This window comes from Pantoea sp. E2023-21 (assembly GCF_051302795.1).
GTDB classification, from domain to species: domain Bacteria; phylum Pseudomonadota; class Gammaproteobacteria; order Enterobacterales; family Enterobacteriaceae; genus Pantoea; species Pantoea ludwigii_A.
On sequence record NZ_CP195344.1, the window covers coordinates 1558999 to 1574923 of the forward strand.

12 protein-coding genes are annotated in these 15925 nt (G+C 55.4%); 1 reads left to right on the forward strand and 11 read right to left on the reverse strand.

Annotated features, from left to right (window positions below; translation table 11 throughout):
- The 3 genes from efeO to putP all read right to left on the reverse strand — a co-directional run bounded on the left by efeO (position 1) and on the right by putP (position 3801).
- Entirely contained in the window at positions 1–1119 is a 1119-nt protein-coding gene (gene efeO, locus ACRQ84_RS07425; protein WP_483817626.1) for an iron uptake system protein EfeO, read from the reverse strand.
- A 54-nt stretch (positions 1120–1173) separates the two neighbouring features.
- Positions 1174–2007 (reverse strand): iron uptake transporter permease EfeU, encoded by an 834-nt coding sequence (gene efeU, locus ACRQ84_RS07430; RefSeq protein WP_483817627.1) that lies wholly within the window; start codon positions 2005–2007, stop codon positions 1174–1176.
- 309 nt (positions 2008–2316) lie between these two features.
- Entirely contained in the window at positions 2317–3801 is a 1485-nt protein-coding gene (putP, locus tag ACRQ84_RS07435; protein ID WP_064739079.1) for a sodium/proline symporter PutP, read from the reverse strand.
- Between the two features lie 391 nt (positions 3802–4192).
- Here putP and putA point away from each other — a divergent pair, with 391 nt between their 5' ends.
- Positions 4193–8137 (forward strand): trifunctional transcriptional regulator/proline dehydrogenase/L-glutamate gamma-semialdehyde dehydrogenase, encoded by a 3945-nt coding sequence (gene putA, locus ACRQ84_RS07440; RefSeq protein ID WP_483817628.1) that lies wholly within the window; start codon positions 4193–4195, stop codon positions 8135–8137.
- A gap of 73 nt (positions 8138–8210) precedes the next feature.
- On the opposite strand, the gene ACRQ84_RS07445 is transcribed toward putA, so the two are convergent.
- The 8 genes from ACRQ84_RS07445 to ACRQ84_RS07480 all read right to left on the reverse strand — a co-directional run bounded on the left by ACRQ84_RS07445 (position 8211) and on the right by ACRQ84_RS07480 (position 15921).
- Positions 8211–9293, reverse strand: a complete 1083-nt coding sequence (locus ACRQ84_RS07445) for an acyltransferase family protein (RefSeq protein WP_064739081.1) — start codon at positions 9291–9293, stop codon at positions 8211–8213.
- A 502-nt stretch (positions 9294–9795) separates the two neighbouring features.
- Positions 9796–10881, reverse strand: a complete 1086-nt coding sequence (locus tag ACRQ84_RS07450) for an acyltransferase family protein (RefSeq protein WP_483817629.1) — start codon at positions 10879–10881, stop codon at positions 9796–9798.
- A 236-nt stretch (positions 10882–11117) separates the two neighbouring features.
- A complete protein-coding gene (gene tcyN, locus ACRQ84_RS07455; protein WP_064739083.1) occupies positions 11118–11870 on the reverse strand; it encodes an L-cystine ABC transporter ATP-binding protein TcyN in 753 nt (250 codons plus the stop codon).
- Positions 11867–12535, reverse strand: a complete 669-nt coding sequence (tcyL, locus tag ACRQ84_RS07460; protein ID WP_064739084.1) for a cystine ABC transporter permease — start codon at positions 12533–12535, stop codon at positions 11867–11869. The genes tcyN and tcyL overlap by 4 nt, the downstream gene beginning before the upstream one ends.
- A complete protein-coding gene (tcyJ, locus tag ACRQ84_RS07465; RefSeq protein ID WP_483817630.1) occupies positions 12535–13335 on the reverse strand; it encodes a cystine ABC transporter substrate-binding protein in 801 nt (266 codons plus the stop codon). Before tcyJ ends, tcyL begins: the two co-directional genes overlap by 1 nt.
- A gap of 190 nt (positions 13336–13525) precedes the next feature.
- A complete protein-coding gene (locus tag ACRQ84_RS07470; RefSeq protein ID WP_483817631.1) occupies positions 13526–14524 on the reverse strand; it encodes a D-cysteine desulfhydrase in 999 nt (332 codons plus the stop codon).
- 119 nt (positions 14525–14643) lie between these two features.
- Positions 14644–15147 (reverse strand): flagella biosynthesis regulatory protein FliZ, encoded by a 504-nt coding sequence (gene fliZ / locus ACRQ84_RS07475; protein WP_064739087.1) that lies wholly within the window; start codon positions 15145–15147, stop codon positions 14644–14646.
- Between the two features lie 51 nt (positions 15148–15198).
- The gene (locus ACRQ84_RS07480; protein ID WP_007891379.1) at positions 15199–15921 is read right to left on the reverse strand and encodes an RNA polymerase sigma factor FliA; all 723 of its coding nucleotides are present in this window, start codon (positions 15919–15921) and stop codon (positions 15199–15201) included.
- Positions 15922–15925: the final 4 nt, after the last annotated feature.

The following is a 15925-nucleotide window of genomic DNA, read 5'->3' on the forward strand; positions in this document are numbered from 1 at the left end:
TCAGTCGAGACCTAAAGTTCCACGCAGTAATGAGAGATCTTCCGCCAGGGTGGTAATCGGGCCTTTTAGCGCGTTACGGTCAGCGGTGGTCAGTTTTTCGTACGACTCATAGCCCTCTTGCGTACGATATTTGCTGAGGATGCCGTCCACTTTTTTGAAGTTAGCATCCACTTTCGCCAGCAGCTGCGGATTGTTTTTCAGCAGCAGCGGACGCAGCAGTTCAACGATTTTCTGCGCGCCATCGATGTTAGCCTTGAAGTCAGAAAGATCGGTACGGCTGTAGCGGTCTTCTTCTCCGGAGATTTTGCTGGAGGCCACTTCTTCAATCAGACCCGCCGCGCCGCCCACCACTTTGACGGGTGGAAACGCCAGTTCGCTGATGCGGGTTTGCAGATCCAACACATCCTGATTCAGCTGAGTGGCAAACACTTCAGCACCTTTGGTGGTGTTATCCGCGAACAGGATTTTTTCCAGACGGTGGAAGCCGGTGAATTTCGGATCTTCGTTTTTCTTCTCGAAGTCGTCTTCACGCGCATCAATGCTGCCATCCAGATCGGAGAACAGCTCAGCAATCGGTTCGATGCGCTCGTAATGCACACGCGTTGGCGCATAGAGCGCCCTGGCTTTCTCAATGTCGCCGGCTTTCACCGCATCGGTAAACGCTTTGGTGCCGGTGACTAACGCTTTCACTTCATTCATGACGTAGACTTTGTAGTCGGCGATGGGGCCGACCAACTCCAGCACGTCAGGCTTACCGGTCGCGGCTTTCTGCGTAACGCCGCTCACCACCAGTTTACCTTTCGGGTTGCTGAGCAGGCCGCAGGTCATCTCATATTCGCCCGCTTCCAGATTCGCGGTGAGTTTCTGGCTGAAGCCTGGCGCGATGTTTTCACGCTCTTCCACCACCATGACGCCTTTCAGAATCTCCCACTCCAGCGCTTTCTGGCTGTTGTTCTTGATAATGAACTGGGTTTTACCGGCCTGCACATTGAGCGACATCGGCTCACATTGTTTATCGGTCACGGTGACCGTGACTTGCGGGATGGCCGCAGCAGAGGCGGCGCCGGAAAGCGCCAGCATTGAAACCAACAGCGCCTTGCGGCGGAAGCGAATCGTCATAGTGATATCCCTGTTAGAGAGAAGATCAGGCGCGCAATCGCGCCTGAATTAATTTCAGCGTGTGGTGCGTGCCGCGTTGACCGAAGGTCGAGCCGGAAAGAAAAACAGCAGCAGCGCCGGAATCAGATAGATCAGCCACACCGCCACTTCGCTAACGCTTGGCGTTTCCTGATAACCCAGAATCCCTTCCAGCAGCGTGCCGAACACCGAATGTGTTGAGAGCGTGTTGCTCAGATCAAATGCCACATCCTGGAAGTGATTCCACAATCCGGCTTCATGGAAGGCGCGAATAGCACCTGCGGCCAGTCCAGCGGCGACAAACAGAATGAACAAGCTGGTCCAGCGGAAAAAATGCGCCAGATTCAGGCGAATGCCGCCGTAATAGAGCAAAAAGCCCAGCGCCACGGCGGTCGCGAGGCCAAGCACCGCGCCCATCGGCGGCGCATAACCCACATCCTGGGTGAATGCCGCCAACAGGAAGAACACCGATTCCAGCCCTTCACGCGCCACCGCCAGAAATACCATCAGCACCAGCGGGAAGCCGCTGCTGCCCTGCTTCTGCAGCGCCTGATCGACGGACTTTTCCAGCGTGGCTTTGATATTGCGCGACACTTTGCGCATCCAAAACACCATCGATGTCAGGATCACCACGGCAATGACCGCGACAATCCCTTCAAACAGTTCCTGCTGTTTCTGCGGGAACTCGCCGGTGGTTTCATTGATAAAGATGCCCAGCGCCAGACACAGCGCGGCGGCAATAAAGACGCCAGCCCACATGGCGGGAAACCATTGAGTGCGCTGGGTGCGTTTGAGATAGCTGGCAATCAGGCTGACGATGAGCGCGGCTTCCAGACCTTCGCGCAACATAATGAGAAACGGTACGAACATCACCAACCTCTTGAATTTTAAGAAGGGTAAACCTTAGGTAAAAATACGTAAAGTGCGAACGATATCGATTATCATTATCGAAGGGAGAAATACAAGTCACTGCGCGAAATTAATTTGTTTTTTGCGTTTTAGGGAGGGGGGATTTGTAGGGTGCGCATTCATGCGCACCTGGGTTTAGCGAAGGGGTCGCCATAAATGACGACCTTACGATCGAGGTCGCCATGAATGGCGACCCTACGAAAAACGATGCAGGATTTGGAGGGTGCGCATCTATACGCACCTGGTCGCCATGAATGGCGACCCTACCGATTACTTGCTTTGATATTGCGCTTCTGCCGCCGCAAAGCGCTGCTGCGCCGCTTCGGATGGGCCGCGACCCAGCAGGCTGAACACCACAATCGCGATACTGGCGAACGCAAAGCCTGGAATGATTTCATACAGCGCTGCGTAGCCATAATCTTTCCACAACAGCACGGTCAGCGCGCCAATCACCATACCCGCCAGCGCGCCGTTGCGCGTCATACGCTTCCAGCACACACCGAACAGCACCACTGGACCAAACGCCGCACCGAAGCCTGCCCACGCGTAGCTCACCAGACCCAGCACCCGGTTTTCCGGATTGGCCGCCAGCGCGATAGCAATCAACGCAATCACCAGCACCATCAAGCGTCCTACCCACACCAGCTCTTTCTGGCTGGCGTTTTTACGCAAAAAGCCTTTATAGAGATCTTCGGTCAAGGCACTTGAGCACACCAGCAGCTGGCAGCTTAAGGTCGACATCACCGCCGCCAAAATCGCCGACAGCAAGATACCGGCAATCCACGGGTTGAACAGAATTCGCGCCAGTTCGATAAAGATTCGCTCGCCGTTCTGACTTACGCCCGCCGCCTGATCGGGATGGTTCTGGAAGTAGGCGATACCGAAGAAGCCCACCGCCACCGCGCCACCGAGGCACAGGATCATCCAAATCATGCCGATACGACGTGCGCTACGGATAGTGTGATGCGAGTCGGCCGCCATAAAGCGCGCCAGAATATGCGGCTGACCAAAGTAGCCAAGGCCCCAACCGAGCAGTGAAATCACCGCGACAAAGTTCAGTCCCTTCAGCATGTCGAGGTTTTCGAGGCTTTTCGCTCTGATCACCGCCAATGAGTCATCCAGGCCGCCCACGGCGACAATCACGATGATCGGCGTCAAAATCAGCGCGAAGATCATCAGACTGGCCTGCACGGTATCGGTCCAGCTTACCGCAAGGAAACCGCCCACCAGCGTGTAGAGAATGGTTGCGGCAGCACCGGCCCACAGCGCGGTTTGGTAATCCATACCGAAGGTGCTTTCAAACAGACGCGCACCGGCGACCACGCCAGAGGCACAATAGATCGTGAAGAAGATCAGAATCACCACCGCCGAGATCACGCGCAGCAGCTTGCTGTTATCCTCGAAACGGCTGGAGAAGAAGTCCGGCAGGGTTAACGCATTATCATGATGCTCGGTCTGCACGCGCAGACGACCGGCAACAATGCGCCAGTTCAACCATGCACCAATGATCAGGCCGATAGCGATCCAGCTTTCTGAGATACCTGAGAGGAAAATGGCGCCCGGCAGGCCCATTAATAACCAGCCGCTCATGTCGGACGCACCGGCTGACAGCGCGGTGACAACGCTGCCTAAACTGCGGCCGCCAAGGATATAGTCATCGAAGCTTTTGGTTGATCGCCAGGCGATGAAACCGATTAACACCATCCCAAGGATATACACTACAAAGGTCACCAACATCGGTGTACTTACACTCATCAGTCTCTCCACTTATTATTTGATCCATCAAGAGAAATCTTGTGTATCAGCGCTGTCGGAACGGGACAGCAGCATGATTTCACCGCATCCAGAGAAAGCGATTTCTCTTAAGGCGCGGTATCCTGCCGCAAAGGTGCGGCGCGCACAATGCATTTAACACAGCTGTCACAATGATGACACTGATGCTGCGTTTTCTCTGCTTAGAGGTTGCACCTGATCACACTCTGGTTGCACCCTGGTCGCCATAAATGGCGCCCCTACGAAGCCAGACGTTGTAGGTAGGGTCGCCATTCATGGCGACCTCCTGGCAACACGGGTTGCACAAAGTTGCAACATAGGTGATATTGCTGCCACGCTGGAGTTGAATCACTATTCTGAGGACGAGGACATCATGGGAAGCACTACCATGGGGGTGAAGCTGGATGAAGCCACCCGCGATCGCATTAAACTGGCGGCACAAAAGCTTGACCGCACATCACACTGGCTCATTAAGCAGGCGATTTTTAACTATCTTGAGCAGCTGGAAGCCGGTGAATCCGTGCCAGAAATCCCCCAGTTGCTGATTGATGCCGCCGGTGATGAGAGCGTGCCCGACGAGGCGCTGCAACCTTTCCTCGACTTCGCTGAACATATTTTACCGCAGTCGGTCAGCCGCGCGGCTATCACTGCCGCCTGGCGTCGTCCGGAAACGGATGCGGTGCCGATGCTGCTGGAACAAGCGCGTCTCCCTGCCCCGCTGGCGGAGAAAACTCATCAGCTGGCTTATAGCCTCGCCGATAAGCTGCGCCACCAAAAAGGCGCAACGGGCCGCGCGGGCATGGTGCAAAGTTTGCTGCAGGAGTTTTCACTCTCTTCACAGGAAGGCGTGGCGCTGATGTGTCTGGCGGAAGCGCTGCTGCGTATTCCGGATAAGCCGACGCGTGATGCGCTAATCCGCGACAAGATCAGCAACGGCAACTGGCAGTCGCATCTGGGCCGCAGTCCGTCGATGTTTGTCAATGCGGCCACCTGGGGCTTGCTGTTTACCGGCCGTCTGGTTTCTACCCATAACGAAGCTAACCTGTCGCGATCGCTCAATCGCATTATCGGCAAGAGCGGTGAACCGCTGATCCGCAAGGGCGTGGATATGGCGATGCGCCTGATGGGCGAGCAGTTTGTTACGGGTGAAACCATCGCCGAAGCGCTGGCCAATGCCCGCAAGCTGGAAGAGAAAGGTTTCCGTTACTCTTACGATATGCTCGGCGAAGCGGCGCTGACCGCCAGCGATGCCAAAGCCTATTTGGTTTCCTACCAACAGGCGATTCACGCCATTGGTAAAGCGTCCAATGGTCGCGGCATTTATGAAGGTCCGGGCATCTCGATTAAGCTGTCGGCACTGCATCCGCGCTACAGCCGCGCGCAGTATGAGCGCGTGATGGACGAGCTCTATCCGATCCTCAAATCGCTGACGCTGCTGGCGCGCTCGTATGACATCGGTATCAACATCGATGCCGAAGAAGCGGATCGTCTGGAGCTGTCGCTCGATTTACTGGAAAAACTCTGTTTTGAACCGGAGTTGGAAGGCTGGAACGGCATCGGCTTTGTGATTCAGGCCTATCAGAAGCGCTGTCCGTTTGTGATTGATGCGCTGATCGATCTGGCGCAGCGCAGCCGTCGCCGCCTGATGATCCGTCTGGTAAAAGGCGCGTATTGGGATAGCGAAATCAAACGCGCGCAGATTGATGGCCTGGAAGGCTATCCGGTTTACACCCGCAAGGTCTATACCGACATCTCCTATCTGGCCTGCGCACGCAAGCTGCTGGCGGTGCCGAACCTGATCTATCCGCAGTTTGCCACCCACAATGCGCACACGCTGGCGGCGATCTACCAGCTGGCGGGCAACAACTATTATCCGGGACAGTACGAATTCCAGTGCCTGCACGGCATGGGTGAACCGCTGTATGAGCAGGTGGTGGGCAAAGTCGCCGACGGCAAACTCAATCGTCCGTGCCGTATTTATGCGCCGGTCGGTACCCACGAAACGCTGCTGGCGTATCTGGTGCGCCGCCTGCTGGAGAACGGGGCCAATACCTCGTTTGTCAACCGCATTGCCGATAACACCTTGCCGCTGGATGAACTGGTGGCCGATCCCGTCGCCGCCGTTGAGAAAATGGGCGTCGCGGAAGGTGCGGTCGGTCTGCCACATCCGAAAATTCCGCTGCCGCGCGATCTGTACGGCACGAAGCGCGCTAACTCGGCCGGTCTCGATCTGGCCAACGAACACCGTCTGGCGTCGCTGTCCAGCGCCCTGCTCAACAGCGCCAGCCAGCCGTGGATCGCTCAGCCGCTGGTGGAATGCCAGTTAGGTGACGGCGTCAGCCGCCCAGTGCTTAATCCTTCCGCGCCTGCGGATGTGGTGGGCAGCGTGCGCGAAGCCAGCGAAGCTGAAGTGTCGGCTGCGCTGGATGCGGCGGTGAATGCCGGGCCAATCTGGTTCGCCACGCCGCCGCAGGAGCGCGCCGCCATTCTGGAGCGTGCGGCCGAAGCGATGGAAGGCCAGATGCAGCAGCTGATTGGTTTGCTGGTGCGTGAAGCGGGTAAAACCTACAACAACGCCATTGCCGAAGTGCGTGAAGCGGTCGATTTCCTCTACTACTACGCCGGCATGGTGCGCGATGATTTCGATAACGAAACCCATCGCCCGCTCGGCCCGGTGGTGTGCATCAGCCCGTGGAACTTCCCGCTGGCGATCTTTACCGGGCAAATTGCTGCCGCGCTGGCGGCGGGCAACAGCGTGCTGGCGAAACCGGCGGAGCAAACGCCGCTGATCGCCGCACAGGCGGTGCAAATTCTGCTGGATGCCGGCGTGCCGGCGGGCGTGCTGCAACTGCTGCCGGGCCAGGGCGAAACCGTGGGTGCGCAACTGACCGGCGACGAGCGCGTGCGCGGTGTGATGTTCACCGGTTCCACTGCGGTGGCGACGCTGCTGCAGCGTAATCTGGCCGGTCGTCTCGATCCACAAGGTCGCCCCACGCCGCTTGTCGCTGAAACCGGCGGCATGAACGCAATGATTGTTGATTCTTCCGCGCTCACCGAACAGGTGGTGGTCGATATCGTTGCCTCGGCGTTCGATAGCGCCGGTCAACGCTGCTCGGCGCTGCGTCTGCTGTGCGTACAGGATGATGTGGCCGATCACACGCTGAAAATGCTGCGTGGCGCGATGGCGGAATGCCGCATGGGCAATCCGGAACGCCTCTCAACCGACATTGGTCCGGTCATTGATGCCGAAGCAAAAGCCAATATTGAACGCCACATTCAGGCGCTACGCAACAAAGGCTTCACCGTCTATCAGGCGGCACAGGAGAATCCACAGGACAGCAAAGAGTGGAACAGCGGCACCTTTATCAAACCCACGCTGATTGAGCTGAATCAGGTAAGCGATCTGGATAAAGAGGTGTTTGGTCCGGTGCTGCACGTGGTGCGATTCGCGCGCAACAATTTGCCGCAGCTGGTGGAGCAGATCAACGCCTCGGGTTACGGTCTGACGCTCGGCGTGCACACGCGTATCGATGAAACCATCGCGCAAGTGACGGCGAACGCCAAAGTCGGCAACCTGTACGTCAACCGCAATATGGTGGGTGCGGTGGTTGGCGTGCAGCCATTCGGCGGTGAAGGTTTATCCGGAACCGGTCCGAAAGCCGGCGGCCCGCTCTATCTCTATCGCTTGCTGGCCAATCGTCCTGATGGCGCGCTGCGTATCACCTTTGATCGTCAGGATGCCGAGCGTCCGGTTGATAGCACGGTGCGCACGGAACTGATGCGCGCGCATCAGGCATTGCAGCAGTGGGCAAAAGATAAACCCGAACTGCTGGCGCTGTGTCAACGTTATGACGAGCTGGCGCAGGCCGGCACTGTGCGTTTGCTGCCAGGCCCAACTGGCGAGCGTAACACCTTCACCCTGCTGCCGCGCGAACATGTGCTGTGCATCGCGGATAATGAAGACGATGCGCTGACGCAGTTGGCGGCGGTGACCAGTGTTGGCAGCCAGGCGCTGTGGCAGGACGATGAGCTGCATCGTTCACTGCGTAAATCGTTACCTGCAGAGGTGCAAGCGCACGTGAAGTTAGTGAAGGATGCGCTGGTAGCAGAGTTTGATGCGGTGATTTATCACGGTGATGCCGACCAACTGCGCAGCCTGTGCGAGCAGGTGGCGGCACGCGAGGGCGCGATTGTTTCGGTACAGGGCTTTGCCCGCGGTGAAACCAATCTGCTGCTGGAGCGTTTACTGATTGAGCGCTCACTGAGCGTCAATACCGCCGCGGCGGGCGGTAATGCGAGTTTGATGACCATCGGTTAACGATAACAACCCGGTGCGCATAAATGCGCACCCTACGTGTAGGGTCGCCATTCATATTCATGGCGACCCATTTTTACGCCGCCGACTTATTCCGCTTCAAACCAATCAACGTCGGGAACACAAACAGCGACTGACCCAATCCCCGGTTAGTCATCTGCCACACCGCGACCGAACACAGCGAACAAATCCCCACGATCGCCAGCGGATAGAAACACGCCCACAGTATTGAGAACCACGCGTGATCAAACAGGTGATGGCGCTGGGCGAACAGAATCGCCGACATCCCGAAGAACTCAATGAAGATGCGGTGAATCACGTAAATTTGCAGCGTGTTGCGCCCGACCCAATTCAAATAGCTCATCTTGAAATGTGCGTTCAGCCAGCGGCACGCCGCTACGCTGCCCAGCACGGCAAGGATGCACAGGAACAGACTCTTATCCAGACCTAAGATGATGTGCAGACCCGAGATCGCCGCCAAAAGTGCCCACGGCACGATGTTGTCGCGACGCCATTCGCTCATGCGCAACATCATCGGGCTCCAGAAAGCGCCCAGCAGGAAGAACAGGAAATATTGCGCCACGCTTTGGGGTCCCCAATACGGAATAATCTTCTCCACCGCCAGATAGTTAAGCGCAATCGCCACCACCAGCAACGCGACTTTCTGCTGTTTGAAGATTTTGGCGCACAGGAAATAGATCGCCAAACCGTAGAGATACCACGAGGTGCTCATGGCAAGGAACGTGAGCTTTAAGAACTCCAGCAGCGAGCCGGCATACGCCGCATTCAGATTCTGCGAAATACGCTGTCCGGTAATCTCGGTTGAGATGCCAACAATCGACCACCACTGGATAAAGCCCCACAAAATATAAAGATAAAACAGATTGGTAATTCGACTGGTAAACACCTGTTTCCAGGGACGATTTAAAATTCCATTGGTGGCTAATAAGCCAGAAACAAAGAAAAATGCGGGCATACGCAGCGGCGATAAAACGGTATTAAACTGCACCCATATTTCGGCCGGGATCCAACCTGCCGTCAATAATTTTACCGTCCCTTCAAATCCAGGTAATACGGTGTGATACAACACCACCAGTAATATGCAGGCTCCCTTGAGGGTATTTATCCATGCGATATCTTCTTTCCTGGCGTTATTCATATGATGACTCCCGCTGCTGTTGCTGTGTAGGTCTTAAAGGAGAAGTATGAGGAATTAAGCGATGACGCCTTTATGATTATTAAACGATTATTCAACAGGTAGCGCGGGCATGATGTAGCGAAAGTCCTAAATGTTTTTTTGTGGCCCTGATATAACAATACTTTACAGATCCAGACAAAAATAGAACCCTGAGCAGGCTAAGGAAATTTGCCTTAATTAGAGTCACTAAAAGATATTTAACGAAAATAAGTGTGAAAGACATCACTGCGGGAAATTAAGAACAATCCACCCTTTCGCATGCCAGATTAAACTCAAATCCTAAATAGTTAATTATTTAATGTGGCAAATGGATAAGCAGGAATATTAGCCGTGTGTTAAGGCAGAAAACTGGACGATGTTGGGCGTTGATATCACCCATCGTAATCAATGTAGCGGCGCAATTTATTGCGCGATAAATCGCGCCGCTACGGAATATGCATTCTTTTATCGCATAGCTCCGCCTTTACTGCGGTTCGCTTTTGGGTGCGAGTGTCGGTTTACGCAGCAGGCGCGGATAAATAAACAAGATGCGGCCCGGACCACGATTGAGTAGCGTCCACACCAGCAGCGAAATGCTGGTACACAATGCCACGCCGGTAATCGGCATCAGCAGCGCCCATGCCCAGCTAAACACGGTATTATCAAACCAGCCATAATGCACCGCCAGCACAATCGCACTCAGCCCCAGCAGCTCAATAAAGATGCGGTGCAGCACGTAGATTTGCAGCGTGTTGCGGCCAATCCAGTTGAGCCACACCATATTGAAGCGTTCATTGAGGAAACGGCACAGCACAATGCCAAACACGATGGTCAGCAAGCTGTAGAACGGATTTTTATAGATGCCGCCAACATGATGCAGCATACCGATCAGCGCAATGCCGCCCAGCATCAACCAGTGCTGACGCTTCAGTTCACTCAACTCAATCAATGCCTGACTGAAGTAAACGCCCAGCAGGAAGTAGAGATAGTTCTGCGCCACGCTGGCCGGTCCCCAGCCGGGAATCAGGCTGAACTGCGCCGCGTAGGTGGCGACAACGGCCAGCGCCATTAACGCCATCTTCTGTTTGTGGAACAGCTTGGTGAACAGGAAGAATCCGGCCAGCGCGTAGAGATACCACAGGCTGGTCATTGAGGTCATCAGCAGCTTTACAAACTCAAACGGCGTGTCGGCGTAGGCGGCGTTTTTGGTGCTGGAAAGTCGCTCGCCCAAATGCGTAGAGATGTAGTGAATACTCAGCCACTGAATCACGCCCCACAGCAGGTAGAGATAGACAATGTTGCTGAACTTCTTCGTGAACACCTCTTGCCAGCTCTTTTTAGTGATTGAGCTGGCGGCCAGCAAACCGGAAACAAAGAAGAAGGCCGGCATGCGCAGCGGCGACAGATAGGTGTTGAACGCCACCCACCAGTGCGCGGGCAGCAGTCCAGCGGTGAGATGATGCAGCGAAGGCGCGAACGTGGTGATGATGGAGTGATGTAACACCACCATCAAAATGCAGCCCCCTTTGAGCGTGTTGATCCAGAGGACTTCTTTCCTGGCTGTCGTCATTGCTATGTCCTAATTGCGCCATGAATTTGTAAAGAATTATTTATATTTACAAAGATGTCTCAATCGGGACTTTCCTAATAAAGAAACGTCCTATCGCTGGCAGGGATTTAATATAGAATAAAGGTTTAAATTCAATAAATTACGAAATTACCGCAAAGTAACTTTAGGAAAATGCTGAGAGAGGAAAGAGCGGGAAAGGTAAATGAAGCGTCGCCATTATCTAGCGACGCTTGAGATTATTGGTTAAGAAATTTGTCGAGAAATTGCCGGGTACGCGCCTGCTGTGGATTACTGAACAGTGCTTTCGCCGCGCCCTGCTCCACAATGCGCCCCTGATCCATAAAGATGGCGCGATCCGCGACGTCGCGCGCAAAGCTCATCTCGTGAGTGACGATCACCATGGTGCGCTTCTCCTGCGCCAGCGCGCGAATGGTGTTTAGCACCTCGCCCACCAGCTCCGGATCGAGCGCCGACGTCGGCTCATCGAACAAAATCACTTCCGGACGCATCGCCAGCGCGCGGGCAATCGCCACTCGCTGCTGCTGTCCACCGGAGAGACGGCGTGGGAAGCTCTCTTCCTTACCGTGCAAACCGACTTTTTCCAGCAAACTGCGCGCACGTGCGATGGCTTCCGCCTTCGGCTCGCCTTTGACGATGACCGGCCCTTCAATAATGTTCTCCAGCACCGAGCGGTGTGGGAACAGATTGAAGTTCTGGAACACAAAACCCACCTGCTGACGCAACTGGCGCACCAACTGCTTCTGCTTATTAAGGCCGAGCGCCGCATCAATGGCGATATCACCCACTTTGATACGTCCGCTTTCCGGTACTTCCAGCAGATTGATACTGCGCAGCAGCGTGGTTTTACCGGAACCGCTCGGCCCAATAATCGCCACCACTTCGCCAGGCGCCACATCGAGATCGATGCCGTGCAGCACCGTCTGGCCGTGAAATTGTTTCACCAGCTGACGGACTTCAATTGCGCTCATTTGCCCTCCCGATCCTGTCGATTCACATGCGCTTCCAGGCGGTTTTGCAACGCCGACAGCACGGTTGCCATCACCCAATAGATCAGCGAAGCCGCCAGATACATGGTGAACACTTCCAGCGTTCGTGAGGTGATGAGCTGCGCCTGACGGAACAGCTCAGGCACCTGAATGGTGGCGGCCAGCGAGGTATCTTTCACCAGGCTGATAAAGCTGTTACCCAGCGGCGGCAGCGCGGTGCGCGCGGCCTGCGGCAGGATCACACGACGCAGCGTTTGCCACGGCGTCATGCCGATGCTGGCAGCGGCTTCCCACTGCCCGCGTTCAATCGCGGCAATCGCGCCACGCAGTGATTCAGACGCGTAAGCGGCGGTATTCAGCGACAAGCCAATCATCGCCGACGGAATCGGATCCAGCTCGATACCAAACTGCGGCAGACCGTAATAGATCATAAACAGTTGGGCGATGAGCGGTGTGCCACGGAAAATCGACACGTAGATGCGCGCCAGCCAGTTGATCGGCCAGAAGTGCGACAGGCGCATCAGCGCCAGCACGAAGCCGAGAATCAGGCCGAAGAACATCCCGCCGATACTCAGCTGCAGCGTGAACAGCGCGCCTTTCAGTAAAAATGGTGCTGAATCCAGCACCAGCTGTAAGCTTTCCTGCATTATTTAGTGACGTCCGCGCCGAACCATTTCTCAGACAGTTTGCTCAGCGAGCCATCTTTCTGCATATCCGCAATGGCGGAGTCGATGGCTTTCAGCAGATCGTCGTTGCCTTTACGCAGCGCCACGCCCGATTCCAGACGTGAGAAGGCTGGGCCCGCTACCGCCATGGTGTCGCCGGTTTTCTTCACCAGATCCAGCGCCGCTAAGCGATCCACCAGAATGGCATCAATACGTTTGGAACGCAGATCCTGATATTTGGTTGGGTCATCATCATAGGTGCGGATATCCACGCCTTTGACGTTGTCACGCAGCCACTGTTCATAGTTAGAGCCGAGACCCACGCCGACTTTCTTGCCTGACAGATCGTCCGGCTTGGTGATGCTCGCCGCGTTTTGCTTCAGCGTCAGCGCCTGCACGCCAGAAATGGTGTACGGCGTGGAGAAGTCATACTTCTTCTGACGCTCTGGCGAGATGGTCACCTGATTGATCACCACATCAATACGCTTGGAATCCAGCGATGCCAGCATGCCGTCCCATTTGGTCGGACGCAGATCGGCTTTCACGCCAAGGTGCTGCGCCAGCGCCTGCGCGAACTCGACTTCAAAGCCGGTCAGCTGGCCTTTTTCATCCTGGAAGCTGAACGGCGGATAGGTGCCTTCCAGACCCACACGCAGCTCGCCTTTGCTCTTCACTTTTGCCAGCAAATCTTCTGCTGCGAAGGATTTAACGTTAACGCCCGCAACCAGCGCGACCGCCATCATGCCCATCACCACTTGGCGACGAATAGGAGAGAAAGTCATGTTTACCCCATTTATTGTGATGTGTTGTTGTGTGCTTATTTTGCTGCGCATAAATGCGCATCTTACGACTACCGTGATTCATTCACCGCACATTCCGTAGCGGCGCGATTTATCGCGCAATAAATTGCGCCGCTACGGTGGGTGCGCGTTGCAATAACCGGCGGATTATAAACCGTTTTTAAAATCTTTCTCAGACCGAAGGGTGATAAGCAAATAACGCTGGCGATCCACCGGTATGCACAAACAGCAGCGGCCCTTCGCGACGGAAGCGATTTTGCGCAATGCCATCGATTAAGCCTGCCATCGCTTTACCGGTGTAAACCGGATCGAGCATGATGCCTTCCAGCCGCGCTAGCAGCTTCACCGCCGCCATCCCCTCTTCGTTCGGCTCGCCGTAACGCGGGGCGAAGTAATCATCCCACAAGGTGATCGGCGCTTGCGTCTGCACTTCCAGCTGTTCAGCCAGCGCGCTGCGGATGCGTTCGACCACCGGCAGCTGCGCCTCAATTTTACGCGAAACCGTCACGCCCACCAGCTCGGTATCTGGCAGCAGCTGCTCCAGACCAATCGCTAAACCGGCATGCGTACCCGCGCTGCCTGAGGCCACCACCACGGCGGCGAAATCCACCACGCCTTCGCTCTGATGCGCAATCTCCTGCGCGCACTCAACGTAGCCGAGCGCGCCGAGCGCATTGGAGCCGCCAACCGGCACAATATACGGACGGAATCCCTGCGCTTCGAGGTGTTCGGCCTGAGCGGCCAACTGTGCGGTGGGATTGTGCAGCGCCTCGACCATGACGATTTCCACATCCATCAAATCGAGCAGCAGACGGTTACCGTTGCTGAGGTAGTTTTCTGCTGTGGTGCCAATTGGGTTTTCCAGCAGCGCCACGCATTTAAGACCCAGCTTAGCCGCGACCGCCGCTGTTTGACGCACATGATTGGACTGAATTGCGCCCGCCGTTAACAACACATCCGCGCCTTCGCGCAGCGCATCGGCGGCGAGGAATTCGAGTTTGCGCAGCTTGTTGCCGCCGAGGGCAACCGGCGTAAAGTCATCGCGCTTAATAAAGATATCGCGACCCAGGTAGTCAGAAAGCCGTGGCAAATGCTCAAGCGGCGTCGGTGCACCGAGTAATTCAAGACGGGGGAACTGGTGCAGAAGATGTAAAGACAATGCAGCCTCCATTCGGGCAATGTGCAGTTATCCCTACAGTGTTGCAGAAGATGAGAAAAGTCGCACCCGGAATTCAATGCAGGCTGCCCTTGTTGCTGTCATGCTCGACAACAACAAGGGTGGGATCACAATCAGCCCTGCTGCCAGCCTAAAAACTGGTCATATTTACGCAGTGCAATGCGGTAATTGTTGTTACCCGCATCAGGCAGATCGTTCTCCAGGCATTCATGCCAGCTATTTCCACTCAACCGATCGGCGGGGAAATTTTTCGCTTTCAGCATGTCATCAAGCCGACGCAAACGTACCACATACTCACGAATGGTACTGTGGCTCATCTCCGTCTGCTCGAACAGATATTGCTTAAACGCCATAATGTCGAAGTAATTCGGATGGGTGTTACAAAAAATATCGCTGCAGAAACGACACAAGGCGGTCAATTCTGGCTGGAGTTTCATCCACACCTGATCGTCAATCATTTGGTCCATGCGTGCGATGGCCTCTTTATTGATGATCTGGCCGCGAAAGACTAACGCCATACGATCTAAAACTTTGCCACAGTGTGAACAATTGCTTTGGCTGTGCTTATAGTCTTTAAGATAGCGACTTAAAGGTCTGGCTTTAACTTTGGCTCCCATTGCTGAGTCCCCGGTTTTATTGTTTTTTTCGATCGCCAGGAACTGAGTCTGTTAGCGCGCCCCCGATAATCGGGCACGCAGGCGTTTGATCGCCTGACTGTGCAGTTGACTGACGCGGGATTCCCCCACTTCCAGCACCGCGCCAATCTCCTTCAGGTTCAGTTCTTCCTGGTAGTACAGTGTGAGCACGAGTTTTTCACGTTCAGGCAACGCCTCAATCGCTTCAATTACGCGGTCACGTAGGTTTCCTTCCAATAACTGATGAAGCGGGTTGGCTTCCTCGTGCCCCTCCGTCACCAGCTCCGCACTGTCGCCGTGTTCTTCCCGATACTCGTCGTAGGAGAAGAGTTGGCTGTTATTGGTATCGAGCAGAATCTGCCGATACTCCTCGAGCGAAACATTCAGTCGTTCAGCCACTTCCTGCTCAGTAGCCGAGCGCCCCAACGCTTGTTCTACCTGATGCATGGCACCCGCGACTTCGCGCGCATTTCTGCGCACGCTGCGTGGCGCCCAGTCGCGACTGCGCAGCTCATCCAGCATCGCTCCCCGGATACGCTGCACAGCGTAGGTGGTAAAGGCGGTGCCCTGCAGCGCATCGTAGCGCTCCACGGCATTTAATAAGCCAATGCCACCGGCCTGCAGCAGATCGTCAAGCTCAACGCTGGCTGGCAAACGTACCTGCAGGCGCAGCGCTTCATGCCGCACCAGAGGAACGTAGCGCTGCCAGAGCGAATGTTTATCCATCACGCCATCGGCGGTATAGAGATCGTTCACGGTG

Coding starts and splice junctions, on each gene's coding strand:
- ACRQ84_RS07450 (WP_483817629.1), bottom strand. CDS start 10,881: ATGACGACAGCCAGGAAAGAAGTCCTCTGGATCAACACGCTCAAAGGG.
- tcyJ (WP_483817630.1), bottom strand. CDS start 13,335: ATGACTTTCTCTCCTATTCGTCGCCAAGTGGTGATGGGCATGATGGCG.
- efeU (WP_483817627.1), bottom strand. CDS start 2,007: ATGTTCGTACCGTTTCTCATTATGTTGCGCGAAGGTCTGGAAGCCGCG.
- tcyL (WP_064739084.1), bottom strand. CDS start 12,535: ATGCAGGAAAGCTTACAGCTGGTGCTGGATTCAGCACCATTTTTACTG.
- tcyN (WP_064739083.1), bottom strand. CDS start 11,870: ATGAGCGCAATTGAAGTCCGTCAGCTGGTGAAACAATTTCACGGCCAG.
- fliZ (WP_064739087.1), bottom strand. CDS start 15,147: ATGGGAGCCAAAGTTAAAGCCAGACCTTTAAGTCGCTATCTTAAAGAC.
- efeO (WP_483817626.1), bottom strand. CDS start 1,119: ATGACGATTCGCTTCCGCCGCAAGGCGCTGTTGGTTTCAATGCTGGCG.
- putP (WP_064739079.1), bottom strand. CDS start 3,801: ATGAGTGTAAGTACACCGATGTTGGTGACCTTTGTAGTGTATATCCTT.
- ACRQ84_RS07470 (WP_483817631.1), bottom strand. CDS start 14,524: ATGGAGGCTGCATTGTCTTTACATCTTCTGCACCAGTTCCCCCGTCTT.
- ACRQ84_RS07445 (WP_064739081.1), bottom strand. CDS start 9,293: ATGAATAACGCCAGGAAAGAAGATATCGCATGGATAAATACCCTCAAG.
- putA (WP_483817628.1), top strand. CDS start 4,193: ATGGGAAGCACTACCATGGGGGTGAAGCTGGATGAAGCCACCCGCGAT.